Annotated in this window: 26 protein-coding genes, 1 tRNA gene and 1 pseudogene; 10 read left to right on the forward strand and 18 right to left on the reverse strand. The window is 60.7% G+C overall.

What is annotated here, in order from left to right; genetic code table 11:
• Positions 1-61 precede the first annotated feature (61 nt).
• Positions 62-511 carry a MerR family transcriptional regulator gene (locus tag HV822_RS00105; protein ID WP_238871665.1) on the forward strand — a complete coding sequence of 150 codons (450 nt, stop codon included), beginning with the start codon at positions 62-64 and terminating at the stop codon, positions 509-511.
• 178 nt (positions 512-689) lie between these two features.
• On the opposite strand, the gene HV822_RS00110 is transcribed toward HV822_RS00105, so the two are convergent.
• The 3 genes from HV822_RS00110 to HV822_RS00120 all read right to left on the reverse strand — a co-directional run bounded on the left by HV822_RS00110 (position 690) and on the right by HV822_RS00120 (position 4,534).
• A complete protein-coding gene (locus tag HV822_RS00110; protein WP_396265183.1) occupies positions 690-3,053 on the reverse strand; it encodes a TonB-dependent siderophore receptor in 2,364 nt (787 codons plus the stop codon).
• Positions 3,054-3,194: 141 nt separating this feature from the next.
• Positions 3,195-4,049 (reverse strand): FecR family protein, encoded by an 855-nt coding sequence (locus tag HV822_RS00115; protein WP_238871667.1) that lies wholly within the window; start codon positions 4,047-4,049, stop codon positions 3,195-3,197.
• The gene (locus HV822_RS00120) at positions 4,010-4,534 is read right to left on the reverse strand and encodes an RNA polymerase sigma factor (RefSeq protein WP_396264948.1); all 525 of its coding nucleotides are present in this window, start codon (positions 4,532-4,534) and stop codon (positions 4,010-4,012) included. The genes HV822_RS00115 and HV822_RS00120 overlap by 40 nt, the downstream gene beginning before the upstream one ends.
• A 444-nt stretch (positions 4,535-4,978) precedes the next feature.
• On the opposite strand from HV822_RS00120, the gene HV822_RS00125 reads away from it, so the two are divergent.
• Entirely contained in the window at positions 4,979-6,361 is a 1,383-nt protein-coding gene (locus HV822_RS00125; protein WP_238871669.1) for a DUF1254 domain-containing protein, read from the forward strand.
• A 93-nt stretch (positions 6,362-6,454) separates the two neighbouring features.
• Here HV822_RS00125 and HV822_RS00130 read toward each other — a convergent pair whose 3' ends face one another.
• Both HV822_RS00130 and HV822_RS00135 read right to left on the reverse strand, forming a co-directional pair.
• Positions 6,455-6,763 carry a hypothetical protein gene (locus tag HV822_RS00130; protein WP_238871670.1) on the reverse strand — a complete coding sequence of 103 codons (309 nt, stop codon included), beginning with the start codon at positions 6,761-6,763 and terminating at the stop codon, positions 6,455-6,457.
• Between the two features lie 22 nt (positions 6,764-6,785).
• Entirely contained in the window at positions 6,786-7,820 is a 1,035-nt protein-coding gene (locus tag HV822_RS00135; protein ID WP_238871671.1) for an AraC family transcriptional regulator, read from the reverse strand.
• Between the two features lie 101 nt (positions 7,821-7,921).
• Here HV822_RS00135 and HV822_RS00140 point away from each other — a divergent pair, with 101 nt between their 5' ends.
• The gene (locus HV822_RS00140; protein ID WP_238871672.1) at positions 7,922-9,796 is read left to right on the forward strand and encodes an acyl-CoA synthetase; all 1,875 of its coding nucleotides are present in this window, start codon (positions 7,922-7,924) and stop codon (positions 9,794-9,796) included.
• A 152-nt stretch (positions 9,797-9,948) separates the two neighbouring features.
• Here the strand turns inward: HV822_RS00140 and HV822_RS00145 are convergent.
• Positions 9,949-10,074, reverse strand: a pseudogene (locus HV822_RS00145) (integrase core domain-containing protein); the annotation flags it as partial.
• A 62-nt stretch (positions 10,075-10,136) separates the two neighbouring features.
• Positions 10,137-10,226, reverse strand: a tRNA-Ser gene (locus tag HV822_RS00150).
• Positions 10,227-10,425: 199 nt separating this feature from the next.
• Between HV822_RS00150 and HV822_RS00155 the strand changes: the two genes are divergently transcribed.
• From HV822_RS00155 to HV822_RS00175, 5 genes are all read left to right on the forward strand, one after another.
• Positions 10,426-11,091, forward strand: coding sequence for a Bax inhibitor-1/YccA family protein (locus HV822_RS00155; protein ID WP_238873653.1), 666 nt, complete (start codon positions 10,426-10,428; stop codon positions 11,089-11,091).
• 69 nt (positions 11,092-11,160) lie between these two features.
• Positions 11,161-11,550, forward strand: coding sequence for a sulfurtransferase complex subunit TusD (gene tusD / locus HV822_RS00160; RefSeq protein WP_238871673.1), 390 nt, complete (start codon positions 11,161-11,163; stop codon positions 11,548-11,550).
• Positions 11,540-11,905 (forward strand): sulfurtransferase complex subunit TusC, encoded by a 366-nt coding sequence (gene tusC / locus HV822_RS00165; RefSeq protein WP_238871674.1) that lies wholly within the window; start codon positions 11,540-11,542, stop codon positions 11,903-11,905. Before tusD ends, tusC begins: the two co-directional genes overlap by 11 nt.
• Positions 11,902-12,213: a sulfurtransferase complex subunit TusB gene (gene tusB, locus HV822_RS00170; protein WP_238871675.1), complete on the forward strand. Its 312-nt coding sequence runs from the start codon at positions 11,902-11,904 to the stop codon at positions 12,211-12,213. The genes tusC and tusB overlap by 4 nt, the downstream gene beginning before the upstream one ends.
• Before the next feature lie 8 nt (positions 12,214-12,221).
• Complete coding sequence (locus tag HV822_RS00175; protein WP_238873654.1) at positions 12,222-12,548, forward strand: TusE/DsrC/DsvC family sulfur relay protein; 327 nt, start codon at positions 12,222-12,224, stop codon at positions 12,546-12,548.
• A 6-nt stretch (positions 12,549-12,554) separates the two neighbouring features.
• Here HV822_RS00175 and HV822_RS00180 read toward each other — a convergent pair whose 3' ends face one another.
• Positions 12,555-14,504, reverse strand: coding sequence for a CASTOR/POLLUX-related putative ion channel (locus HV822_RS00180; protein WP_238871676.1), 1,950 nt, complete (start codon positions 14,502-14,504; stop codon positions 12,555-12,557).
• A 91-nt stretch (positions 14,505-14,595) separates the two neighbouring features.
• On the opposite strand from HV822_RS00180, the gene cls reads away from it, so the two are divergent.
• Positions 14,596-16,038 (forward strand): cardiolipin synthase, encoded by a 1,443-nt coding sequence (gene cls / locus HV822_RS00185; RefSeq protein ID WP_238871677.1) that lies wholly within the window; start codon positions 14,596-14,598, stop codon positions 16,036-16,038.
• A gap of 106 nt (positions 16,039-16,144) precedes the next feature.
• Positions 16,145-16,504 (forward strand): DUF6746 family protein, encoded by a 360-nt coding sequence (locus tag HV822_RS00190; RefSeq protein WP_238871678.1) that lies wholly within the window; start codon positions 16,145-16,147, stop codon positions 16,502-16,504.
• Between the two features lie 12 nt (positions 16,505-16,516).
• On the opposite strand, the gene HV822_RS00195 is transcribed toward HV822_RS00190, so the two are convergent.
• The 10 genes from HV822_RS00195 to HV822_RS00240 all read right to left on the reverse strand — a co-directional run bounded on the left by HV822_RS00195 (position 16,517) and on the right by HV822_RS00240 (position 26,335).
• Entirely contained in the window at positions 16,517-18,043 is a 1,527-nt protein-coding gene (locus HV822_RS00195; RefSeq protein ID WP_238871679.1) for a phospholipase D family protein, read from the reverse strand.
• A gap of 125 nt (positions 18,044-18,168) precedes the next feature.
• The gene (locus HV822_RS00200; RefSeq protein ID WP_238871680.1) at positions 18,169-20,778 is read right to left on the reverse strand and encodes an ankyrin repeat domain-containing protein; all 2,610 of its coding nucleotides are present in this window, start codon (positions 20,776-20,778) and stop codon (positions 18,169-18,171) included.
• A 15-nt stretch (positions 20,779-20,793) separates the two neighbouring features.
• The gene (locus tag HV822_RS00205; protein WP_238871681.1) at positions 20,794-21,510 is read right to left on the reverse strand and encodes a TonB family protein; all 717 of its coding nucleotides are present in this window, start codon (positions 21,508-21,510) and stop codon (positions 20,794-20,796) included.
• Positions 21,510-21,944, reverse strand: a complete 435-nt coding sequence (gene exbD / locus HV822_RS00210) for a TonB system transport protein ExbD (protein ID WP_238871682.1) — start codon at positions 21,942-21,944, stop codon at positions 21,510-21,512. The genes HV822_RS00205 and exbD overlap by 1 nt, the downstream gene beginning before the upstream one ends.
• 1 nt (position 21,945) lies before the next feature.
• The gene (locus tag HV822_RS00215) at positions 21,946-22,854 is read right to left on the reverse strand and encodes a MotA/TolQ/ExbB proton channel family protein (RefSeq protein ID WP_238871683.1); all 909 of its coding nucleotides are present in this window, start codon (positions 22,852-22,854) and stop codon (positions 21,946-21,948) included.
• Positions 22,855-22,906: 52 nt separating this feature from the next.
• A complete protein-coding gene (locus HV822_RS00220; protein ID WP_238871684.1) occupies positions 22,907-23,212 on the reverse strand; it encodes a winged helix-turn-helix domain-containing protein in 306 nt (101 codons plus the stop codon).
• On the reverse strand, positions 23,212-23,757 hold the full coding sequence (locus tag HV822_RS00225; protein WP_238871685.1) for a hypothetical protein: 546 nt from the start codon (positions 23,755-23,757) through the stop codon (positions 23,212-23,214). The genes HV822_RS00220 and HV822_RS00225 overlap by 1 nt, the downstream gene beginning before the upstream one ends.
• Positions 23,758-23,877: 120 nt before the next feature.
• Positions 23,878-25,035, reverse strand: a complete 1,158-nt coding sequence (locus HV822_RS00230) for a GGDEF domain-containing protein (RefSeq protein ID WP_238871686.1) — start codon at positions 25,033-25,035, stop codon at positions 23,878-23,880.
• Between the two features lie 119 nt (positions 25,036-25,154).
• Entirely contained in the window at positions 25,155-25,643 is a 489-nt protein-coding gene (locus HV822_RS00235) for a lipocalin family protein (protein ID WP_238871687.1), read from the reverse strand.
• Complete coding sequence (locus HV822_RS00240; protein WP_238871688.1) at positions 25,643-26,335, reverse strand: type 1 glutamine amidotransferase; 693 nt, start codon at positions 26,333-26,335, stop codon at positions 25,643-25,645. Before HV822_RS00240 ends, HV822_RS00235 begins: the two co-directional genes overlap by 1 nt.
• Positions 26,336-26,346 lie beyond the last annotated feature (11 nt).

The following is a 26,346-nucleotide window of genomic DNA, read 5'->3' on the forward strand; positions in this document are numbered from 1 at the left end:
TCTGGCTGGCAGATGCCAGCCAGAGAGCTGCTAAAGTGACCGCAGTCACTGGAGAACCCTCATGAAAATTGGCGAACTCGCAGAACAGACCGGCCTGGCGCCTTCGCGCATTCGTTTTTACGAGCGTATCGGCCTGCTGAAAACGGTCAAGCGCCAGGCCAACGGATACCGCAGCTATCCGCCGGAAGCCGTACTCGTACTGGGTATGATCACCGCGGCCCAAAAGTCAGGTTTCAGTCTTGATGAACTGCGCACCTTGCTGCCTGCGGATCTGACTCAATGGAATCACCAGGCACTGACTCAGGCGCTGCGGCAGAAAATTCAAGACATCGAAGAAATCCAGCAGCGCCTGGCTGAGAACAAGTCACGGTTGCAGGAAGTGCTGATACAGGTAGAAGAAAAACCGGACGATATCGACTGCGCGACGAATGCCAAACGCGTCTGGTCGCAGGTCAGTTTCGGTGATGCGCACACCAAGCCAACCGGTAAAGCCGGCTCGGCCGCCAAATAATAGATCTTGCAGATACTGACCGAGCGCGGGTTGACCTTAAAGTTTAGTTTAACCCCAGGATGAAGTTCCGATACATCCGTGGCTGAAGAGATTGCTGCTGGCCAACTCCGGCCCGATGCAGCAGGCTGACAAGTTGGTTTACCTGTCTGCTGGTGCACGTCCCTGTGCACCCGCCGATTTACCACTGGTGGCTGTACCCCAATGTCAGGGTCGTGCCCGGAGCCGGCAGATGGCTTGTATTGCTGCTGCTGCGCATCAGCTGGCTGTATAGCGGGTAGTAGTCGCGGTTGAACAGATTCTCCACCCCCAGACTGACCTTGCCGTTTTCACTCAGACGGTAGTCACTGATCAGGTCCACGGTGGTGTAGCTGTCGACTTCGCGACGGCCGAAGCTGGCCACGCCGTCCAAGCGATAGTCTTCGCTGCCAACATAGGTGGCCTGAACGCGGTTGCTCCAGTTTTCATCCGTTTGGTACTGCAGATAAGCAGTGATTTTCAGTGGCGGCACGCGGAAGCCGGTCATGTCTTGCCAGTCGCCGTTTTGTGGCTTCTCGCGACCTTTCATCCAGGTGAAGGTGCCACCCATGCCCCAGACCTCGTCCAGGGTCAGCCAATCGGCGCTGCCCTCTACGCCGTAGACACGCTCCTTGGTGCGTTTGAGGATCAGACCGTTGTTGAAGCTTTGCACATCGCCTAGATCCGAGGTGCTGTAGAACAGCGCCAGCGAGGCCAGTGTCTGCTCGCCGAGGGCGCCACGCCAGCCCAGCTCATAGTTGTCGGTCTTCACCGGCTCAAGGTCCGAGGAGTCGATGTCGAAGCCGTTACGTGCATTCCGTATCTGCACGCCGATATCGGGTAGCTGGAAACCCTGGCTGAAAGATGCATAGATTTCCTGACCTGCGAGCGGCGAGTAGACGACGCCAAGGTTATAGAGCACATCGTCATAGCGAACTTTCCCACCCTGCACGGTCGCCGGGCTAGCGTTGTGAATTTCCGATAGAGGCACGAAATCATCGAACTGGGCGGTGGCGTATTCGTAGCGTATGCCGCCGTCGATTGACCAGCGGTCGTTAAAGCGATGTTGCAGCTGGGCAAAGGCACCGCTGCTGATGGTAGTAAGGTCAGGCATATAGGTCATCTTGCCGACCTTCTCGAAGTCGGTGCCACCGCTGGCGTCGTAGATCGCCGGATCAAAAATGTCGAGCGGCATGTCGCTACGCTCGTGGCTAAGGTCTCCCCCCCAGACCAACTCAGTATTTTCGCCCAGCGGCGTACGCAGGGTCAGACGGCTCCCGAAGATTTCGCTGTTCTGCATTACCTGATCGACAAAGCGGCCACGCGTGGCGACACCACGGGCATCGAATGGAGTGAAGCGAGTGAAGTAGTCGCGGTAGTAAAACTGCGCCGACAGGCGGCTGCCGAGCAGGTCTGCATGACTGTATTCGAGGTTGACCATGGAGTTCTTGATCTGATTCTGCTCGTCCAGACTCAGACCCTTGATTGCCTGCGCAGGTACCGTGCCGGGGGGCAGACTGGCTACCGATGGGTCAGAGGTGTAGTCGCTGTGCTGCTGGGCGTCGTAGTGGCTAAGGGCGAGCTGGATGCGCTGATCGTCGTCGATGCGCAGCCCCAGCTTGCCGCCGATATTGAAGGCATTGGAGTCGAACAAATCGCCCTGACTAGGCTCTGGCGCAATACGATGGCCGTTTGCATCGAACGCGCTGCCGGTATGTCGCGCGCCAAGGTCGAGCGCATAGTCGAACTGGCCCTGAGAGCCAGATTGGTGGTGCTGCAGTTGCCCGCCGAGGCTCTGGTTGTCGAGCTGAGTTAGCGAGGAGATGCCGATTAGCGTGGTTTCTGAGCGGGTTTCACCATTGGCTGGGCGTGTGGAGATGTTGACGATCCCACCCGTGGCGCCGGCACCGTAGATCGCGCTGCTGCCGTGAATCACCTCAACGCGCTCGATCAGGGCCGGGTCGATGTTGGCCAGGTTGCGTGAGGAATCGCGATTGGTGTTTAGCGGCACGCCATCGACCAGAATCAGCATGGTACGGCCACGCAGGGTCTGGCCGTAGTCGGTGATAGTGCGACTGGAGTCCGACATACCGGGAATACTCTTGGCCAGCACAGTGGCCAGGCTGCCGGAGGCCATGCGCAGCGTCTCCAACTGCTCGCGTTCGATGACGTCGACCTGTCGGGCCTGCGGTACCAGGTCGCTGGATGTGCGTGACGAAGTCACGTCTATGGGGGCCAGCTCAATAACTGCCGCAGAGGGGGCAGGGTCAACGTTGGCCGCCGCACGTGGCACAACGATGTAGGTGTGTTCCCCCTGTTGCTGCACATCAAGGCCACTGCCGTTGAGCACGAATTGAAGGGCTTCGCGAGTGCTCAAACGCCCGCGCAAGGCAGGCGACGGCTTGCCGAAGGTGAGGTCGCTGGAGAATAGAATCTGGCTGCCTGCCTGTGCCGCCAGGGCATTCAGGGATTGTTCGAGGGGCGCAGCGGGCAGATCGAAATCGATTTCGCTGGCAGCCTGGGCCATCGACGACAGGCCGAGCAACAGGCTACTGGCCAGCAGGGTAAGACGCAGGGTCGGTTTTTTCACTGATAGGGCTCCGGGAAAGTGTTGGGCGTTCCTAGAGATAGCCGCCGCAGCGATGAGAAAACCCTACCTCGTGCTCGATTATTTTTTCTCGCCCTGTCGGCTCAGGCTTAACGAGCCATCTGCAGCCGTGTGCAGCTCCAGTGGTAATATCTTGGGTAGCAGGGCCGGCAATGCACTCAGATTGGCGCGCTCGAAGATGCCAGAGACAGGAAGTTGCGCTAATGCAGGGTCGTTTAAACGCACGATAGTGTTCTGCTGTCGCTTGAGCGTATCCAGCACTTCGGCCAACGGGGTGCGATCAAACACCAGGCGACCTTCGACCCAGCCGGTCAGAGATTGGGCATCGACCTGAGTCGGTTTGTCGAACTGGCCGTTGTGCACCCGAACCTGCTGGCCGGGTGTGAGCCGCAGCTTACTCTCTTGGCCGCGCACCTCGACCTTGCCCTCTTCGACCGTCACACGCACATCGTCCTCCAGGCGGCTGACGTTATAGCGGGTACCGACTACAGTGATTTCTGCCGAGCCAGCCAGCGTGCGGAAGGGACGGTAACGCGCTGGTGCCACATCGAACAGAGCTTGTCCGGCCTGTAGATCCACACGTCGGCTCCGCAGGTGCCAGCTGACCTCGACTTGGCTGGCGCCATCGAGGGTGAGGACACTGCCGTCACTCAACGCAATGTGCTGCACCTGGCCTGGTGAGCTGCTGTAGCTGGTGCTCTGGTAGGCAGGATCGAGCCATACCAGCCCCAGGGCTATCGCGCTCAGCAATACGCCAAGCGTGGCTGGTTTCTGCTGCGTTTTCTTTACCGGTGAAGGTAGCGGGAAGCGCTTTTTCAGTTCCTCACGGTGGCGTGCCAACGCATCGTCGGTGGCGTTGTCGTCAGCGCGGCCATTCATGCGCGAACCGGCTGCTGGCTCAAGCGTGCCAGACATTTACGCATGCCAACCCTGAGGTGTTTTTCCACGGCTTTTAGTGAAATTCCAAGTTGCTTGGCAACCTGATGCTGCGGCAGTTGGTGAATTTTGTGCATGACGAATACCTGCTGGCAGCGTGGCGGCAACTCGGCAATTGCGGCGCACAGATGTTCCAACTCATCCATAGCCGCATGCTGACGCTCCGGACCAGGGGCACTGCAGAGCACCTCGTCCAGTTCGGCGTAGTCATCTACCCAGGCCTGTCGACGACGTTCACTGCGGTAGTGGCTGATGGCGCGATCATGGATGATTTTGTGCAGCAGTGCCAAGGGTACACGTACAGTTTCCTTCTCGGGCGACGCCAACAGGTTCACGCACACATCGTGCACGACTTCGTGCGCTTCCTGGCGGTCCCCAAAGCGGCGGCGCACAGAGTCCACCAGTTCGTCATAGTGACGGACCAGGACCGTGAGAAGTGAGGTTTTTGGGGATACGTGAGGCAATGAAGAGGCACAATGCGCAGGGAATTTTCGCAAATATAAATGATAACAAGTCGCAATTAAAGAAGGATCTTACCGAATTCCTCAAAAACGTAAGTTCAGATCGTGCGGGTAGCCATATCTGCGAAACGAATGAGCTGCGGGCACATCACCGTCCACGACTGCAAGTCCACATTCAGGGATTGGGCTGCTTATTTAGCGCGAGAGAACACACTATAAATCATGGTGGCATACAGCCAGCCGGGATTAAACTAATGAAACTGGTACGACATTCCACCCCACCACCCTGAGGTAACGGTGAAGCAGAATGCCACGCCAGCAAGGCGCAGTAGGAATGCGCTGATCGACTGAGGCAGACCGTCTTCTGTCATGTACCAGCATGGGCGCCTGCCCCGCGGGTACCCCATGCCATAGAACAAGACCAATAACAGCAACCAAGGACACGCAATGCCCCTCTCCACCAAAGCCAAGGCCGGGTTACTGCTCGGCATAGGCGCGCTTGCCGCAGCCGCCTGGAGCGCCAACACCGTCATGCACCAAGCCAAGGCAACCGCACAGGCCTATCTGTATGGCTATCCGCTGGTGCTCATGGAAGTGACGAAGCAACAGCAGAATGCGACCGGCACCAGCGCAGTGAACCATCTGCAACACAATACCCGCTTCCCTGACGCCGATTATCGCGCGGTGGTGACCCCCAACCTCGACACCTTTTACAGCATGAGCCACCTCGACCTGAAAGCCGAGCCGGTGATCATGTACATCCCGCCAAACAGCGGACATTTCTACATGATGCAGATCATGGATGCCTGGACCAACGTCGTTGACAGCCCCGGCACCCGCACCATCGGCGACGCCAGCAAGACCTACCTGATCGCCGGGCCGAACTGGCAGGGCGAGCCGCCTGCCGGAGTCGAGTTGCTGAAAGTACCAACCAATCTGATCTGGGTATTCGGCCGCTTCCGCGCTACCGATCCGGACGACCTGGCACCTTTGACCGCGCTGCGCAACCAGTTCAAGTTGATGCCGCTCAGTGAATGGCAAACAGGCAAGGCGGCACCGACACCCGCCATGTTTGCCCTGCCGAGGCTGGAAAAAACCGCACCGGACCTGCAGCTACGCGACTGGTCGCGCGACGAGTTTTTCGCCACCTTCTGTCAGCTGCTGCAGGACAACCCGGGGCCGGAGGCCGATGCACCGATGCTTGAGCGCATCCGTGCCACCGGACTAGTGACCGACAGTTGCCAACCGCAGCAATCCTGGCTGCAGGGCATCGGCAGCGACATGGGTTACCGCAAGGTGATGGACGTGATCGACCACATCAATGATCTGGTAGCCGATCTGCCAACCTACAACGGCTGGCGCATTGCCTATGACCTCGGCCGCTACGGCACGGACTACCAGCGTCGGGCGGCCATCGCCAAGCTTGGCCTCGGCGCCAACCTGCCGGAAGACGCCATCTACCCCAGCGTGCGCGCCGATACCAACAAGCAGCTGCTCAGCGGCAGCCATCGCTACCGTCTGCACTTCGCCGCCGACGCGCTACCGCCGGTGCGCGCCTTCTGGTCGCTGACGCTGTACAACGATCAGCAGTTCCTCGTGGCCAACGCGCTCAACCGCTACGCCCTCGGCAGCCGCGATGACCTGCACTACAACGCTGACGGCTCGCTCGACCTGTATATCCAGCACGAGGCGCCTGCCAACGCTGAACAGCAGAGCAACTGGCTGCCGGCGCCCAAGGACGGCTTCAACCTCTTTCTGCGCCTGTACTGGCCCGAGCAAGCGGCGCTCGACCAGAGCTGGCTGCCACCGACCATCGAGCTGCTGGACTGAGCCTCCCTACCGTGTGGCGTGCGGGGGCATGGCTTTCGTAGGGACGCGACATGTCGCGTCCGCACGGGGCCGGGAGATGCACAATACCCGGGGCTAGCGCGGCAGCCAGCTGGTCAGATAGGCACAGCCGGCGTTGATCGACTCCTGCGCACACACCGGGCTGATGACGCCCTCAACCGCATAGCCGTATCGCATGCAGGCAAAGGCAATATCGACCGCCAGCACGGCGACATCCGGTGATTGCGGCAACCGCGCCTCTGGATCTACCCGGTCACGCAGCAACTGGCTGATAGCGGCATCCTTGGCACGATGCGCCTCAACGTCACCGTCAGCCAGCGCGCCGCGCAACAGCAGGATGCTGGCGACCGGATTGCTGTTGTAATAGTCAACCGCAGCCGCCAACAGTAAGCGTCACGGGGCCGGTTCAGTCAGCCGCCCGCCGCGCCGCCGTCAGTTGCTGGGCGCGCAGCGTGGCGGGCGCCTGACCGAACCAGCGGCGGCAGGCACGGGTCAGCGAGCTGGAGTCGGTATACCCCAGCAGGAAGGTGACCTCGGTCAACGGCAGCTGGGCGTGTGGCAACAGCTCCAGCACGCGCTCGCGACGCAAGCGGTCGACGATGTCTTCAAACCGCAAATCCAGCGCACCAAGCCGCCGCTTGAGGGTGTGCACCGGCATCTGCAACTGCTCGGCAATCACCGGCAAGGTGCAGTTGCCGCTGGCCAGCGAGCGGGCCACCAGGCTGCTTACCTGTCGGCCAAGGTCCAGCGGGTGCCGTTGAATCAGATTGCGCACCGAACGTTCGGCCGCGCTCTGCAACTCGCTGTTGGCCGAGTCGATGGGCACCTGCCACAGACTGGCCGGGAACAGCAACCGATTGCTGGCCTGCCCCAGCGTCACCTTGCAGCCGTAAGCGCGTCGATAACGGGCCAACGACAGCGGCGACTCGTGGGCGAACTCGATCTGCCAGTCCTTGCCCGAGGCGCGAGTAATCAAGCGCAGAAAGCTACTGGAAACGGAGAACGCCAGTTCAGTCAGGTGGCGCCGCTCCGGCCCCTGAATCCCGGCGTCATGATTCAGCTCCACCACCGCGTGCTCGCCTTCTACCCAGGCGCTCAGGGTCACGCCGGGGGAATGGTATGGCATGTAGCGACCAAGCTGCTGCAGCGCCTCGCCCACGGTCTGTGCGTACAGCGCAACCAACGCCGCCGGCCCCATGATTGCGAGGCTTTGCCGCCCGCCCAAGCGGATGCCGAAGTCGGCCTTGCCGGTCAGCACCGCGGCATCATTGACCAGCTCGGCATATAGCCGCTGTGGCAGGCTGAAGTCTTCATCTTCAATCTGCTCCGGCGTCAGGTCATGGCGCGCCAGCAAGGCTCTGCCATCGCCGCCAAGCTGGGTCACCAAGGGAACGAAGCCAGTCAGCGCCCGCGCCCTTACATAAAGATCATGCTTCGTCATCGCGTTCTAAAATGCCAACTAACTGTACTCAAATGCCAAGTAATTAGAGCCAGCGCATGCCAGCATTGCAACCACATAAAACAATATTCGAGTGAATCCAGATGATCGCCAGCTATCAGGACCTGCTTGCCATCGAGCAAGCGCCGCTGCCCAACACCGACCTCTCCAGCACCTATGCACTGCTGCAACGTAGCGCCAGTTGCTTTGCCGACTCCCCCGCGCTCAGCTTCTTCCTCACGGTCGATCAGCACCCACAGCCACACCGCTGGAGCTACGCCGAGCTGCTGGCCGACGTCACTCGCACGGCCAATCTGTTCCGTCGTCTCGGTGTACAGCGCGGCGACGTGGTTGCGGTGATTCTGCCCAACCTGCCGGAAACCCACTTCGCGATGTGGGGCGCATCAACCGCAGGCATCGCCTTTGCGGTCAACAACCAGCTGGAATCGGCCCAGATGGCGCAGCTGCTGCAGGCCGCCAAGACACGCTGGGTGGTCACCGTTGACCCAGCGCTGGACGCCGACATGAACCAACGCACGCTACAGGCCTGCGCCGACCTGCCGGAATTGCAGGGCGTGCTGCAGGTGACCGGCGAACGCTATCTGACGCCCGCTGCGTCCCGGGACCCGGCAGCAATCGGCAAGCTGGCGGTGCTGAACTTTGAGCAGGCGCTGAGCGGTGAAAATGGCGACAGCCTGGACTTCGAGCCACCGGCAGCAGATGACATCGCCACCTACTTCTGCACCGGCGGCACCACCGGCCTGCCCAAGATCGCGCTGCACAGCCAACGCAACCAGGTCGCGATCAGCAGCCAGCTCGACGCGGTCATCGGCGAGGCGGTACTCAGGCATGGCCGTACCGTGCTCACTGCCCTGCCGCTGTTCCATGTCAACGCCTTGCTGGCAACCGGCCTGGCAGTCTTTGCCGCCGGTGGTCACGTGCTGCTGGCCACCCCGGCCGGTTATCGCTCACCGGGTCTGATCCCGCGTTTCTGGGAAGTCGTTGCCACTCACAGGGTCAGCAGCTACTCGGGCGTACCGACCATCTACGCGGGCCTCCTGCAGGTGCCGATTGGCGACTGGGATACCAGCTCGCTGACCGTCGCCATCTGCGGCGCTGCACCGATGCCGGCCGAGCTGATCCGCCGTTTTGAGCAGCACAGCGGCCAACGCATTCTTGAAGGCTACGGCCTGACCGAAAGCACCAGTGTGTCGTCGGTCAACCCGGCAGCGGGTAACACACGGGTCGGCTCGGTCGGCATCCGTCTGCCCTGGCAGGACATGCGCGCCATGATTGTGGATAACGACGGCCAGTGGCTGCGCGACGCCGAGGTGGATGAGCCCGGCGTACTCTGCCTGAACGGAGCCAACGTGTTCATGGGTTATCTGGACCCCAGTCACAACAAGGGCGCCTGGTTCGAAACGCCAGATGGCACCCGTTGGTTTAACACCGGTGATCTGGGCCGCAGTGACGCCGACGGTTTCTTCTGGCTGACCGGCCGCAAGAAGGAGCTGATCATCCGTGGCGGGCACAACATTGACCCGCGCAGTATCGAAGACGTACTCGCCACCCACCCGGCCGTTGCCATGTGCGCCGCAGTTGGCCGCCCGGATACCCATGCGGGCGAACTGCCGGTTGCCTATGTGCAGTTGCGTCAGGGCGCGCCGGCAACCACCGCCGAACTGCTTGAATACGCGACTCAGCACATTGCCGAGCGCGCCGCAGTGCCGAAAGATCTGATCCTGCTTGACGCCCTGCCGCTGACCGCGGTGGGCAAAACCTTCAAACCGGCACTGGTGATGCGTGAAATCGAGCACACCGTGCGCCGCGAAGCCGAGGCGTTGGGCGCCGAGCTGGAATCGGTTGACGTCGCCCAGCAGGACAAGCGCGGTGTGGTTGCGCAGTACCGTTGCACCAGCAAGCAGGCCGAGCTGGCTGCGCGACTAGCCAGCTATCACTTCGCCAGCGAAGCGATCTGATCCGGCACCCCGCGCGACTTGTAGCAGGCGACGGTGCTGCGGTTAACGCTGCAGCACCGTCACCGCCTCAATCAAACACCCGCGCAAGAAACGTCAGCTAATCGCTGACCACCCGGTACCCCCCCATTTTTAGTACTCACCAGAAGTTGATGTCAGGCCGCGAGGGCCAGCTTCTGTTTAGGGGTGATGTCTCCCAAGGCCATATTTGGTCGTTCGTGATTGTATGTCCAGATCCATCGCGTAGCGTGTTGTTGTGCCTCAGCGATGGACTCGAACAGTTTCGGCCGCCGAGCCCCAGAAACAACAAAGCCCCGATATACGGGGCTTTGAAGTCGAATAATGGCGGAGGGACAGGGATTCGAACCCTGGGAAGGCTTTCACCTTCGCCGGTTTTCAAGACCGGTGCATTCAACCGCTCTGCCATCCCTCCACGGGCGGCAATAGTACCGGAAATCCCTGTTGAGTCAATGGGGTACGCTGGCTAGTTGTTGCCGAGGCTGCAAGTTGGGCTACTGCACACGAATGGAAATACTTCGCGCAGCCTGCGCGCTTGATTTGCCAGCATCAACCCGTATTATCAGACAGTATCTGGAGGATCCCGATTTTCAATACAGGAGCGGTGCATGAACATGCAGGAACACAACACTACCCTTCAACACGCCGGCGTCAGTGAGGCGGAAGTCAGCAAGCTGTTCCGCAATACCTATTCACTGCTGGCTCTGACCATGGCATTCAGTGCCATCGTGGCCTTTGTGTCCATGAGCCTGAACCTGCCCTACCCCGGCATCATCATTACCCTGGTCGGCTTCTACGGCCTGCTGTTTCTGACCACCAAACTGCGTAATTCCGGCTGGGGTCTGGTCAGCACTTTCGCCTTTACCGGCTTTTTGGGTTACACCCTGGGGCCGATCCTGAACGCCTACCTGTCGCTGCCTAACGGCGGTCAGCTGGTGGCCATGGCGCTGGGCATGACGGCCGTGGTGTTTTTTGGCCTCTCGGCCTACGCCATTCTGAGCCGTAAGGACTTCAGCTTCCTGTCCGGCTTTATCATGGCGGGTTGTATCGTTCTAATGTGCGCCGTTGTGGCGAGCTTCTTCATCCAGATGAGCGGCCTGCAACTGGCAATCTCCGCAGGCTTTGTGCTGTTCTCCTCTGCGGTGATCCTGTATCAGACCAGCGCCATCATTCATGGTGGTGAAGACAACTACATCATGGCGACCATTACCCTGTTCGTCTCCATCTACAACCTGTTCCTCAGCCTGCTGCAACTGCTGGGTATCTTCAGCGACGACTGATCGAGAGCGCTGCGTTATACTCAATGGCCCACCTTTTGGTGGGCCATTTTCGTTTGTGAGTTCGACACCATGAAGTTTGCCATTGCCCTGCTGGCTGGTCCGCAGGATCCGGCTGCGCGTAGTGCCCTCAAGTTTGCCGAGGCGGTGCTGGCGGGCGGACACCAGATCAGCCGTCTGTTCTTTTACCGCGATGCCGTCCATCTAGCCTCTACCCTAGGCGTGCAGCCGCAGGATGAATGCGACCTGGCCCAGCGCTGGCGCGCCTTTATTCAGGACAACCAGCTGGACGCCGTAGTCTGCATTGCCGCTGCGCTGCGGCGCGGTGTGTTAAACGAGGCAGAGGCAGACCGCTGGGAGCGGCCAGCCGCAAACACAGGCGAGCCCTGGGCGTTATCCGGATTGGGACAATGGGTCGATGCGTTGCAAACCGCAGACCGGGCGGTGACCTTTGGCACCTGAACTGAAGAGCCTGCTGGTCATCAGCCGCCAGCCTCCTACCGCAGTAGCAGCGCGCGAAGCGCTGGACCTGGCCTTGGCTGCTGCTGCTTTTGGTGTACCGGTAAGCATGTTGTTCATGGATGCGGGCGTGTTGCAGTTGCTACCCGGGCAGGAGTCGGCGCTGATCGAGCAAAAACCACTGGCTGCCAACCTGCAGGCCCTGCCAATGTTCGGCGTGGAGGATATCTACGTCTGCCATCACTCATTGGGGGAGCGAGGCTTGCAACCCGGGCGTTTTCTGCTGCCCGCCAAGGCAATAGACGGCGCGGAAATCGCAAGCCTGCTGGACCATCATGATCAGGTGGTGACGCTATGAGCACGACGATACTGCATATTTTGCGTCACGCGCCGCAAGACGACACGCACTTTGCCAGCAGCCTGCGCGTAATGGGGCCGCACCAGGGGCTGTTGCTGATCGAGGATGCGGTGTATGCCCTACTGCCACGTACCAGCTCAGCCAACGCTATGCAGCTGTTGCCAGGCAGTGTCGGCCTCTACGCATTGGAGAGCGATGTTCAGGCCCGCGGCCTGCCAATCGATGATCTGCCGCGCAGAGTGATGCTCATCGACTACGCGCAAATGGTCGAGCTGTGCATTAGCCATGACAAGGTGCTCAGCTGGTGAGCCAGTCAATGCAAGTAAACGGGCGTGCCATTGCGTTGGACAAGGAGGGTTTTCTGCAGTCGCTGGATGACTGGAGCGAAGCCGTTGCCGCAGAGCTGGCGCGTCGTGAGGGCATTGAGCTGACGCCCGCGCACATGGAGGTCATCCATCTGCTGCGCAGTTTCTATCAGACCTACCAGCTATCCCCTGCGATGCGCCCTTTGGTGAAATACGTCGGACAGCAGTTGGGCAAGGACAAAGGCAATAGCATGTATCTGCTCGGGCTGTTTCCGGGCAGCCCGGCCAAACTGGGCAGCAAGCTGGCGGGCTTGCCCAAGCCCGACAACTGCTTGTAACACCGCTTAGTTGCTCTCCAGCGTTGCCAGCACCACCAGCTGGTCTCCCTCGCCCAGACGCAGCGGCTTGTCCCGTGCCGGATTGAGCTGCAGGCGTCGGCCTTCGCTGTCTGCCTTGGCCCGGTAAATGCCCAGCGCGGTGTCGCCTTGCAGCGCGATCACCGCTTCAAGGTCCGCAAAGGTCGTAACACTCTGCATCGGGTAGTCCTGCAGCCCCCGGAACACCAGCTCGGGTCCGCCGGTGGTGAGCAGGTGCTCAAACATCAGTCCCAACTCGCGCCGCTGGGCTATCTGCGCCATCAGGTGGCTAAGAATGGTCGGCCCGACAATGGTTTCTCCGCGTTTGCGCACCACCAGCGCTTCGTTGGCTGGGTCGCTCAACTCCAGCAGCAGTTGCGGGCGCTGGGTGCGTTCGCGCAGCAGCTCGTCAACAATCAGATAGCCCACCATGGCGCGGGCGTCTGCCTCCTCGCCGGACTCCAGTCGATCCGAGGAAATCAGCAAGATAGAGTCAAACCGCTGCTCTATTAGCCCGCGCAGAGCCCCTTCGACCATATAGTCAGCCTGAACGTGATGACACTCTACTCGACCAGTATCCGGGCTGTAGGCCTGAATAGCGGCTATGCGCTCTGCCGGGTCGAGCACCGACACCATGTGCACATCAAAACGAAAGTCACCATAGCCCGCCAGCTCATGAATCAAGGCAGGCACACGTCGGCTCCAGCCAAGAATCAGCAGCCGCTTCAAACCGCCGGTCTGGCGCTGCGGGGCGAGCGCCGGGCGCTGCAGCGGGCGCAAGGGGGTACTGGATTCTGCCAGCGGTTCAGCATGGACGTAATCGCGGGCCAGCATGACGACCTTGTCGCCAGCCTGGATGAGTTCGCCGCTTGGCGCGTTGAGCCAGATCTTCCAGCTGCCGCCGTCGGGACGCATCAGACCGCAGACAATCGCCTCCGGTGCGCGGCTACCGATATCGGCCAGCGTCATGCCCACGCAGTTGTCGGTCGAACGGATGTAGAACTCGTTACCGTCATAGACCGTCAGCACTTCGCCAAACAGCTCCGGCAGCCCCGGATGAATGATCGATTGGGCAAACAAGCGGCTGACCAGTGCATCACTGGCCAACACCTCCAACGGGCCTGAATAGGCGCGTTGCATAACGGTGAGCTTGCGGCGGTCGTCCACTTCAGCCACCACATAAGGTGGTGTAATGCCCCGCTGCTGAGCCTGCGCCTGTAGCGTCAACAGCGCCTTGATGGTTTCCACATCACTGCTAACCAGGCCACCGGCGGTTTGCATGCGCCCCGGAATCAGCACAACCGCCGCCTGCAGGCAGGCGGCGCGATCCAGATCCTCAGGCTGCAGCGCCGTACCGGAACGCAAAATGATGCTGCTCATATTGCGCCGGATCAGCGGAATGGCGCGCAGCTCATGGACGTGCTCCGCGGTGACCTCCTCGGCCAGAATAACCAGTCGCAGGCGTTTGGTCAGACGCGCTTTCAGCAGGCGCTGGATGCCGCCGTTCACGTCCAGAATTTCCTGTACCAAGGGAATGGTGCGGTTGGTCCAGCCCAGAATCACAATGTGGCCGGTCACGGTAACCGGAGTAAGCCCCTGTTCCAGCTTGACCATCATGGCGATCAACCAACGGGTCATGATGGCGACCAGGGCACCCAGAAAGACAACGTAGCCGCTCAACGTCAGGACGGTAGATACAATGCGCCGCCAGGTACCCTCGTCATCGCCCAGATACCCGGGATCGGTCAGACGCAAAAACGCCCACCAGACCGAGTCAGCCAGCGTGCCGTCGCCACTGCTGGGCCACACCAGCCACCCGCCGACGACCGAGATCAACGCGATGAAGGCGGCGACTACCAGCAACTGATAGTGCGCGCCCTTGATAAACTGGCGCTCGACCAGATAGCGCAGTCGATCAACGAAGGAGAATGGCAACATGGGATTCAGGGTCTCGCTGACGATTTCTTAACGGTGGGATTTCCTGCTAGATTGCGTGTTCGACTCAGCCAGCGCCTTTCTGTTCACTCTCATGGACTATTTCGAACGCATCCTGGGCATCGCCCTGCTTGTACTTTACTGGCTTTTTACTGCGGCGGTCACCCTGCGGGTGCTGGCCAAACGCACGCCAGTCAGTGTCACCCTGTCCTGGCTGCTGGTTATCTATATTCTGCCGGTGCTTGGCGCTGTCCTTTACCTGATGCTGGGCGAGTTGAACCTTGGCCGCCAGCGTGCACGGCGCGCCGAAAGCATGGTCGAGCCCTTTCTCGACAGCATCTCCGAAGACTATCAGCCCCCTGCCGGCTCGTTGCCTCGCGGCTCTCTGGTACAAGGCATTCACCAGATGCTGCAACAACGTCTGGGACAGGGGGCGCTGGGTTATCAACAACTGGAACTGCTGGACAATCCCGAACAAATTTTCGCCCGGCTGTGCCAGGATGTCGCCAACGCACAACAGAGCATTCATCTGGAAACCTACATCTGGTTTCCAGGCGGCCGGGTAGACAGCCTATCCGAAGCGCTGATAGCCGCTGCGGCGCGTGGGGTGAAAGTGTCTTTGCTGATTGACCACGCCGGCAGCCGCCGGTTTTTCCGCTCCCCCTGGCGCAAGCGATTGATCGATGCCGGCATCGAAGTGGTGCCAGCCTTGCCGGTGCGCTTGCTGCGCGCACTGGCACAGCGCATTGACCTGCGCCTGCACCGCAAACTGGTGGTCATTGACGACAAAATTGCCTACAGCGGCTCCATGAACATTGCCGACCCCCGCTACTTCAAGAAGGAAGCCAAGGTAGGCCAGTGGATCGATGTCATGCTGCGTTTGGAGGGGCCGGCAGCGCACGGTTTGAACAAGGTATTCGCGTGGGACTGGGAGCTTGAAACCGGCCTTCGGCGGCTGGCACCAGCGCCGACAAACCCGCCGGCCTGCGACAACTGGCTCTCGGTATTGCCGTCGGGGCCGGGCACCGGTGAAGACCTGATTGGTCAAGCCGTGCTATCGAGCATTTACCGCGCCAACGACAGCATCACCATCAGCACACCCTATTTCGTACCGTCGGAAGCCATTTTTGACGCGCTATGCCAAGCCGCACGGCGCGGTGTGCGGGTCCGCGTACTGGTTCCTCAGCGGAATGACTCGCGCATGGTGAGCTGGGCCAGTCGTGCGTACTTTGAGCGGCTGCTCGAATCCGGAGGCGAGATCCACCTGTTCGCCGGCGGGCTGCTGCACACTAAAGCTATGCTGATGGACGACCAGCTAGCGCTGGTCGGCAGCGTAAACCTGGATATCCGCAGCCTGCAGCTCAACTTCGAGCTGACCCTGGCACTGTTCTCGCCAGAGGGCTGCGCCAGCATTCGCAGGCTGCTTGACGGCTATCTTGGTGATAGCACCCCACTCGATCTGGAGCGCTGGAAGCAGCGCTCTCGGGCCGCACGAATGCTCGAACGCGGCATGTTCTTTTTGAGCCCCTTGCTGTAAACAGCAGAGATGTGTGGGCCGTTTGTCATCACAAAAAGAAAGGGCTTGCATTCATCGATGCGGTAGCTACACTCAAATGAGTTTGATTATCGTTTGCGAGATTGCAATGAAAGTCTATCTGGTCCCCGTCAGCTTGACCGTCAGCATGATGAGCCCCGCCATGCTGGCAACTCAACACTCCACCACTCAGAGCCTGTTGCCACGTCAAAGTGCGGTGCTGCAGCTGCATGACCACAGCCGCACTCTGGAGCAATTACTGCAGCAACCGGTGGACCGGCAGGTTCTCACTCAGCTCGAAGAGCTGAGCTACCAGCTTGAAGGCGACCTGCTGGCCCTGGGCGGTGCCTGGGTCCGGGTGGCCGAGCCGCTGGAGTCGCTGCACCAGGCCATCGAGCTGGGCGACCCAGACGCAGTACAGCGCCACGCACGGGTTTACCTGGAGGCGCTGTCCGGCTGGCGCGCCTGAACCCGGCCAACCTCACAGCTGGCCGGCAATCGGCAACCAGCCCAGCGTCCAGCTCATGAATCGGCGAAAACGACTGACGTCCGGCTCGCTGTCCCAGGTCTCACCCTCTGCGCTCCAGCGCATACTGCCGTCATCATTCAGGCTCAGAGCAAAGGCGTAATCCTCCGAGGTCCAGCGCTGGAACAGCGCCACCATCTCCTGCGCTAACGCCTCGTTTTCGATCAGCACTCCCACCTCGGTATTCAGCTTGATGGAGCGCGGGTCCAGGTTGACCGAACCGATAAAGGCTGACTTGCGATCAAACACAAAGGTCTTGGCGTGCAGACTGGCCAGCGATTCACCCAGAAAAGGGCTTGCGCGCTCCTGCTGGCCAGCAATGGGCCGCAGCTCCCACATATTTACCCCGCCCTCAAGCAAGGGTTCGCGAGACTTGGCATAACCGCTGTGCACCGCCAATACGTCAGTGGTGGCCAGTGAGTTGGTGAGTACAGAGACGTCTACACCTCGTTCAACCAGGCCAAGCAGAAAACGCTCGCCCCTATCACGTGGCACAAAGTAGGCAGAGGTCAGTAGCAACTCTTCTTCTACCTGCTTGATTGGCTCAATCAGCACTCGACCGAGAAAGGCGACCCCATTGCCATCGCCATGCGGATCAGACTTGGAGGGGTCATCATAAAACCATTGGGCCTTGCCCCAATGCCAATCCAGCGTTTCGCTGTTCATACCGGTCAGGAAGGTCGATTGCTCCACCGCCTGTACGTAGGGGTTGCGCTCGGCGGCACGGGTGTTTGAACCCAGGCGCGCGCGCATGCCGCTCAGGTCCTCGGCACTGGACTCCTCAGCCATGACATGGATAGGTATCGCGATGCCGCTATTCCAAAAGTCGTCGAAGCTGTTCGAAGCGTCGTCGCTGATTGGCCCAATCCCCAGCACGTCAACATCCTGAAAGTCGACATCGCTCAGGGCGAAATACTCATCCCCAATATTGCGCCCGCCGGTAATGAACGCCTGATTGTCAGCAACGATCAGTTTGTTGTGCATTCGATAATTGATGCGCCCGAACTCACCCAGTTTGCTGAACAGTTTCAACCAATCGTTGCGCAGGCTGAGCGGATTGTACAAACGCACTTCAATGTTGGGATGGAGATCAATGGTCGACACCTTGAAGTCTTCAAGGCCCGCGCCAACGTCATCCAGCAGCAGCCGCACCCGAACACCGCGGTCGGCGGCCTTGAGCAGGTGCTCGGTCACTAGCCCACCGGTGGTGTCGATGTTGTAGATGTAGTACTGGATGTCGAGGCTGTCCTGAGCCATGTCGATCAGCTTGATGCGGGCCGCCAGGGCGTCGGCGCCGTCATGCAGCAGAACAAAGCCGGACTGGCTGTCATCTGCAGGCCGTTGCTTTGCCACGTACTGGCTGAGCTTGGTAGAGGGGTCGCTGGGCAGGTAGTAGGTTGGTAGCTCGGAGTGAGTCATGCCTGCTGTTGCACAGCCGACCATGAAGCTGGCCGCACCGACCAGAAGCAGAGTTCGCAGCATTCAAACATCCCTTATGACAAAGGCCCGGCATGTGCAAGCCGGGCTTGTGGTCCTGACAGTTATTGGCGTTTCGACCGCACGCTGACTGGCAGCGCACAGACGAAACGCCAGCACACCTCAGCTGCTCACTCCTCGTATTGGTCGCTGACCAGCAACTGATAGCTGATACGACGAGCGCCGCGGTTATCGATAACAACATATCCGCTTGGAGCAGGTTTCAGCCCTTGAGTATAGGCCGCACTGTACAAGGCTCGCCAAGCCGATTCCACGCTATGTTGCGCAGCGTCGTAATCCAGGCTCAGCACCTTCTGCTCAGGCACCTGGCGCGCTTGATAACCCGCCTGCGGTACGGGCGTGCCATCTACCGCGTAGGCAACCATGAAATTCAGCTGCTCGGGGGTGTTGCTGGCCAGGTCATCAAACACCAGGTTCAGTGGGCCTGAGATGCGCACCTTGCCGCGACGCTGGGCCGTGACCGCCACGTTGACTGCCATGCCTCCGATCTCTTGCAGCAGTTCGTCTGGCGCCATTTGAGTGGTTCGACCAAACAGCGTGGCAGCGGGCCTGGTAAGCAGTCGCACCGGATATAGCTTGCCGTCTTCACGTACCTGCAGCTCATCACCGGCACGAATATCCACCACTGTCTGCGCACTGACCGGCAGCGGTGCATAGGTGCTGGCGCAGAGTTCGGAGGCTTTAAAGCTGTCGCGCTGACTGTTCGACAGCTCAGTGTTGCCTGCCACCGCCCGGCAAATCTGCGCATCGTACCCGCGCCAGGCTTGTCGCATGGCGCCGGCTTCCATCAGACTGCGAATGCTCGCTTCATTAGCACTGGTTGCGGCCAGCAAGAGCGCCGTCTGGCGTCCATCGGCTGCTTCACGACGATCCGGGCCGCCGACACCTGCGCCAGTTACGCTGCGCGTTTCAGCGTGCACATTGGCACCCGCCGCAAGCAGGCGGCGGATGGATTCCACCTCACCCTGTTGCGCCGCCACCATCAGTGGCGTCTTGCCCCAGTCATTACCGGCGTTCGGGTCAAAGCCCTGCTGTAGCAACAGGCTGACGGCCTCAGGGCTGGCAACTGCAGCCATCAACGCGGTATCGCCGTCGGCGCCCTGCCCGCGTGCAGTCCCCAGTACCTCGGTTTCGTAGGCAATAAAATCGTTCACCACGTTCAGGGGTGCACCGTTCAGCAGTACGCTATGCAGCGTCGCAAACTGCCGTCCCTGCTCAAGCGCGCCCGGCTCAGGCGCGAAGGCATAGCGTGGCTGATAACGGGCAAAGGGTGCAGCCAGCTCCGCCGGGAGCTGCTCAGGCACCTGCAGGTTTTCCATGCTGCGGGCAAAACTCTCATGGAAAAGCAGGTTTGCTGCCAACTCGGCTTCCTCTGCGGTCAAACCCTGCTCGACAAACATGCCAGCCAATTCACGCTGCGCCGGTGCCAGCAGCGGCATGATGCGCCGGTAGCGCTGCTTGTTGCTGAGATTGCGTTCCGACCAGGCGAAGAAGGCATCCATGGCAGCGTCATGGCGCTGGCGAACGGCTGCTTCGCGGCCGCTGCGCGAGTATTCGTCCACACCCAGCAGCGGCAGGTTGAGCAGCGTCCATTGACGCTCTTTCCAACGCTGGTGCAGATCGCGGCGATCTTGCTGGGAATAGCCCGGCAACGGATCTCCGGCCAAGCTGTTCAGCTCTGCATCCAGCAAGGCAAAGGTGGGTAGACCGCGCAGGGTGTCGGTGCGCGGCGGCGTCAGATAGCTTTGCATCAAACACAACGGCTGGAGCTCGGCGCCCAGGGCATACACGCCGGCGTAAGCAGATTCACCCCGCGCTGCGGGTGAGTAAAAGCCCCAGGTTTCATTGACCAGCGCCAGCGTTTCGCCTTGATAGCTGAACAGATCGATACTGGCGTAATCGCTGGTTTGCGATGACGATGCGTTGGCCCGCCCGCCGTAGTTGGGCTGCTTGGCGACCCAGGCCGGTAAGGTGCGATGATCCATCACTACCCGATCATCAATCACTAACCCCCGCGCACGCTGCTGATAACCAGCGTACAGGCCTGCGTTATACAGCTCGACCCGGTAACGGTGGCCGTTACGACTGACGTCATGGGCGTCTGTGCGGTTACCGGCCAGCAGCTCGGCGCCGCCCAGCTGAGCGATGTTCGGGTCACCCTTGGCAGCCAGCGCACTATTGAGCGCGGCGGCAATGGGCCCGCAGAAGCCGGGACGCTGCTCATCAACCAGTCGAAACTCCGCATAGCTTGCCCAGGCGTGACGCTGGGTCCGCGCCGCCGCCTGCGGCATCGGCCAGCGGCGAATCTGCTCAGTGCGCTCTTGGTACAGGCGCTGCAAACACTGCTGTGCGTCGGGGTTGCTGATCATCGCCGTATCGGTGTCGTTTCCCAGGCCACAATAGCCGGCGCGGGCCAGTTGCCACTGTCGCTGGCTGGCCGCCAGAACCAGCGCACCTGGCAGGTCCAGTTCATCGAGGCGACTGTGCAACAGCTCGGCCAAGGCTCTGTCCTGAGCCGCAAGGCTATCGTTGTCGCAAATTTGCCGATGCACCTCGGGCAAGGCACCGCTGCAGTCAAAACTGGCCCTCCCCGGTGCAGGCAGCGACGACAACCGAGGGGTGAGGTCAGGCTTGGGCTTGGGGCCGGGCGGCGGACTGCTGGCGCAGGCGCCAAGCAGCGCGGTCAGAGCGATCAATGCGCTGCGCGATAGATTCAACATGCGTTCACTCCCTGATCAATCAATAAAAATAGCTGTGCCATAAATGGTGTAGCGTCCAGAACCACCGCCGGGCGGCGGTGGGAACGGCCCCGCCTGACGAATGGCCTGTTCGGCTGCCTGGTCGAGCGCCGCATCCCCACAACGGTCGATCTCAAAAGACAGCATCTGCCCGCTGCCATCCACGGTGATTTCATAGGGGATGTAGCACTGGCGCTTGAAGTCTTCCGGGTCACCCTGATAGCCGGGCGGCGGCTTATAGACCGACCCTGCGGGCCGGCGCAGTTGCGCAGTTACCCTGCCCTTGACCGTATCGGCGTAGCCCGACGGCGCCATGCGCCCTCGACTGCTGGCCTGCGCTGTCGGCGGCGGGCTCGGTGGCGCGGCCCATTGCTGGTTGGCGCCAAAGCTGTGCACTGGCGGACCACTCGGCTTAGGCGGTGCCGCCGGCGGCGTGGGCCGTGGCGCCGGGCGCGCTTTGGGCGGCTCGGGAAGCGGCTCCGGTTCAGGTTCGGGCTCCGGTTCAGGCTCTGGCTCTGGCTCTGGCGGCGGAGGTGGCGGAGGTGGCGGAGGCACATAGATATCCACCGCAATGGCTTCGGGGCCAGCCGGCAGCGGCTGGTGGCGAAACTGCGCGCCCATCAACCAGACCAACAGCGCCACGTGCAAGCCGACCGACACCGCCGCGACCAGCAGGCGCACTGGCCAGCGGCTGCGGTTTGCGTTCGTGTCCATCAGGGCTCCAGTTCTTCCGAGGCGACCAGACTGATCTGCGCATAACCGGCTTTTTGCAGGGTGTTCATCACCTGCATCAGCGTGCCGTACTCCACCGTTTTATCCCCGCGCAGGAACAACCGCGTGCGCAGATCATTACCGGTAATGGCGTGCACGCCCGCGGCGAGTTGCTCCAGGTTGAGCGCCTGCTCCTGCACAAACAGCGTACCGTCGGCCTGCACACTGACATAGACAGGGTCTTCCGGTGGCGGGTTTGGCGTTGCGGCGTTGCTGGGCAAGTCGACGGGCACATCCACGGTCGCCAGCGGCGCGGCCACCATGAAGATGATCAGCAGCACGAGCATCACATCCACAAAGGGCGTGATGTTCATTTCTGCGTTTTCCTGATAATTGTGCCGCTTGACCAGCGGCCCTGAGTTCAGCTGGATTCCCATATCAGCGCCCTTCGTCCAGTTGACGCGAAACGCTGGCGATCATCTCGGCAGAGAAGTTGTCCAGAGCGCCGACAAAGCCGTTAATGTCGCGGGCAAATTTGTTGAAGATCATCACCGCGGGGATAGCGGCGAACAAACCCAGCGCGGTGGCCAACAGCGCCTCGGCAATACCCGGAGCCACCACAGCCAGGCTGGCGGACTTCAGCGTAGCGATGCTGGCAAAGCTATTCAGGATGCCCCACACGGTGCCGAACAGGCCGATAAAGGGCGCGGTAGCGCCGATGGTCGCCAGCACGCCCATCATGCTGCCCATCCGCGCCAGATCGCGCTCCTGCACAATGCCGGCGGTCAGGGCAATGCGCTGCAACAGGCGATTGATGCGGTCCGGCTCGTCCTTCTCAACGCTGAGAGAGCGAAAATGCCGCAGTTCGCCCTGTGCCACCTGCCACATGCGCCCCATCGCACTGTGCTCCAGCTGGTCACCCAGCTGCTCGGGCTGCCCCGCACGAAACGCCTTGAGAAAGCGCGTATTGCGACGCCGTGCACGGCCGAAGACAAAAATCTTCTCCAGCAGCACCGCCCAGGTCAGCAGAGAGCAAAACACCAGCAGAATCATCACCGACTTGACCAGCGGGTCGGCCTGCAGATACATCTCTTTCACCCCAAAGCTGGTGTGCTCTGCCACCACCGGGGCTGGAGCCGCAACCGGCGCGGCGCTGACAGCTGCGGCCGTCGATGCCTCCGTAGCAACTGTGGTCTCTGTGACAGCTGTTTGGCTTGCGTTCGTCTCGGCCTGTGCCAGCACCAGTCCGGCCGAGGTGCCGCCGGCCCCGAGCAGTACCAGCAGTGAAAGTGCCCGCAAGCGCTGCTGCCAGCGGGTGGCGTTTAGGGAGTAGGAACGGTTCTGCATGGAAACCCCGATTGTTGTGTTTGTTGTAAGTGCTTTTGCATGCGTTGGCTGGTCAGCCGTCGATGTTCTGTGGTGTGAGGATGGCGTGCAGCTCGGCCACATACTGACCAAAAGCCTCACGCCCCCCTGCCGTCAGGCAAACCCGCGTACGCGGTTTTTTGCCGACAAAGTCTTTTTTGATACGGACATAGTTGGCACCTTCAAGCGTGCCCAGGTGCGCGCCGAGGTTGCCGTCGGTGGTGTCGACGATGCCGCGCAGCGAGACAAAGTCCAGCCACTGGCTGGAGCCCAGGGTATTGAGTGCTGCCATTATTTTCAGGCGCACAGGCTGATGAATCAGATCGTTGGGCGTTTGCATCAGCACCTCCGCAGCCAGCAGCCAGAGACTACCAGCGTGCCGCCCCAGCTCAGCGCCAGCAGCCACCAATAGGCGGCGCCGGCAAACAGGTAGGTGCAACAGCAAAGCGTGGCCAGCGCGGTGCCAATCACAATGTAGCGAGGACGCGACTGGGCCCCGCGAATGACATAGAGGGTGGCCACAAACAAGGGCACGATCATGGCGCCCTGACGGGGCGTGATTGGCCAGAACAGCAGGTGCAGAATAACGTCGAAGAGCAATATCGACAGAACGATGAGCAGGTAGCGCGGTACCACCCCGGGCGAATCGCTGCTGGCTTTGGCCATGCGGGCACCTACCAGCACGCCGGTGGTCGCAACGCAGCCCCAGATCAGCAGTAGGTAAGACTGCAGCAACGCAGTGAGTACACAACCCGTTATATTGAGCACGCCCCAGAGGATCAGCTGACTGGCCTCGAAACGGTAATCCTGAAAACCGGCGACGCGGGCCTGCACGTTACTGATTTCGCGCAGTGCCAGGGCGGCCTCCTCGCGTGAAGGGGACATGGCAATATCCGTGATCTTTGTTTTTATCGTTGCAAAGCACTCTATTTGACAGAGTAGACAAAAACAAGATGCGTATCGGGAAAATCTGCCACCCGCTTATGTATCGCCAGACATCCTCAACTACTGTGCCAGCGGCGACGCCTCCCAGGCGTGGGCACAATTGCGCCCGGACTCCTTGGCGCGGTAAAGCGCTTGGTCCGCTTGCTCTACCAGCAAGTGCAGCGGCGCGGGGCCGACCATGGTGAAGCCGATAGAAACAGTGGTACTGAGGGTTCCATCGCCAACCCTGATCTCGGTGGCCTGCCATTGCTCGCGCAGGCGCTGGGCCATGGCGGCCAGCTGCTGCTGATTAACGCCCGAGACCAACAGCAGAAATTCCTCGCCACCAAAACGGCAGGCCAGGTCCTGTTCGCGGAGCTGGCGGTTCAATAACCGCGCAAAGGCCGCCAGTACCCGATCCCCGACCTGGTGTCCCCAGGTGTCATTGATGCTTTTGAAACGATCCAGGTCCAGCAGCATCAGACCGCCTTCGTGCCCTAGGCGTCGGTTAGCTGCCAACTGCCGATGCGCCGCCTCCTCAAATGCACGGCGATTGAGCAGATTGGTCAGCGGATCATGGGTAGCTTGCTGCTTGAGTTCTTCTTGCAGCCGACGCAGCAGGAACATGATGCAGAGCATCGAGAACGCGTAGATAAATACAATGCCCTCGAGATAAGTAAGGACTTCGACCGGTTCGGCCTGCTCGAAGGTAACCGCCTGGATGTAGACCGGGTCTAGCATGTAAAGCACGAAACGCCGGGCGTAGAGTGCTGCGTGCAGCCCCCAGATGAAGCACCAGGCCAGCGTGAGTGTGCGCTGAGACGCCTTGACACGCACTAGCTCGGCGGCCATCAGCACGCTGACCACAACCACAATGGCGCTATGGGTCATGATGCTGAAGCGCAGCGAATCGCGCAGTATGAAGAAGGCCAGGCCTTGGGCGAGAAGAAACAGCAGCATTGCCCGCCACAAGCCTTCCGGCGAGCCGCCGTGACGATAGCTGCGGGCACCCCACCACAGCAGGAAGTAACCTTGGGTCAGCGCCACCGCACTAATCCATAGCGGCAACTGCTCGCGAACCGCCTGCAACAAGGCCCCAGCCACTACAACCGTCAGCCCCGTTGCCCAAAAGCGCATCGCAGGAACCTGAGGGTTAAGCGCGGCAGCCACCAACAGACAGACAACAGCTGTCGCGGTAGTAAGCGCCAGCACCAGCATCAGGGTGGTCATGTCCAGCATGACTCGGCTCCGCAGTTTTATTATTCGGTCTTCAGACTACCGCGTCTGCCCGGCTCTCGCCATGCCCAGTTTTGGGGCTTTACTGACAGACGCTGTCGCCCTGCTCCACCCATATTAGCTTATCGACGGGGAAAACCCCGCTTGCTGGCAGCGTCAACAAAGGCCTGCTTGACCTCCTCGCCCGGGTTTGGCTCGCGCGCCAGCAACCAGAGATAATCGTGATTAGGGCCGGAAACGAACGCGTGCTGGTAGTCCTCGTCCAGGCCGAATACCGCGTAGGTACCGTAGAAAGGCCCAAAGAAAGACACTTTGAGAAAGCCGGTGTCTGTACCCTCGACGAACTTTGCCGTGCCCTCAGCCTGATTCCACTCAGCCTTCTCGGCGTTACAACCACGATTGATAACCTTGATGGTGCCTGCCTCACCGCTGCTGTACTCGGCCGTCACCTGGCTCAGCCCCCGTTCAAAGCTGTGATCCAGTCGGGCCACCTCGTACCAGGTGCCAAGATATCGCTCCGCGTCAAAGGGGCTGACAGGTTCAACGCCAGTAGGCAGTCGAACGCAGCCAGCGGTGATGGCGAGCGCTGCGATCAGGCTTGTTCTGAACATTACTGCTCCTCCAACAGGTAATCCATCAGCTGTTCAAGCAACGCTGCCGTGCTCGCCAGCTGTGCGTCACTGACCTGTAGAATCTGCTCGGCGCTTTGTACATAGGTAGCGGGCACCAGTGCGCCAGCGTCAGCGCTGACAAAGGCGTCGAGCAGCGGCCGGTTGGCCTCCAGGTGAAACTGCAGACCGATCACCGAGCGCCCCAGCTGGAACGCCTGATGACGGCAGGCTGTGCTGGATGCCAGGAGCACGGCACCAGCCGGCAGGTCAAAGGTTTCGCCATGCCAGTGCAGTACCTCAGCCGTGCCGGGAAATCGAAACGCAGCGCCATTGTGATGTGTATTTCCACGCACCGGAAACCAGCCGATCTCCCGCTCCACGCCCGGATAAACCCGCTGCCCCAGCGCGCTGGCGATCAACTGGGCACCAAGACAGACACCCAGCACTCGCTTGTCCTCAGTCAACGCACGACGGATGAAGGCCTTCTCAGTCGCCAGCCAAGGCAGTTCTGCCTCGTCATTAACGCTCATGGGGCCGCCCATGATGATCAGCAAATCGACGTCGGCCAGCTCAGGCAATCTGTCACCGGCGTAAAGACGGGTGCCGCTGACCTCAATGCCCCGCCGCCGCAGGCTGTCTTCGATGATACCCAGGCCTTCAAATTCGACGTGTTGCAAGTAATGCGCGCGCATCCGCTCAAAGC

Origin of the sequence: Halopseudomonas maritima, assembly GCF_021545785.1 — a bacterium.
Classification (GTDB): Bacteria; Pseudomonadota; Gammaproteobacteria; order Pseudomonadales; family Pseudomonadaceae; genus Halopseudomonas; species Halopseudomonas maritima.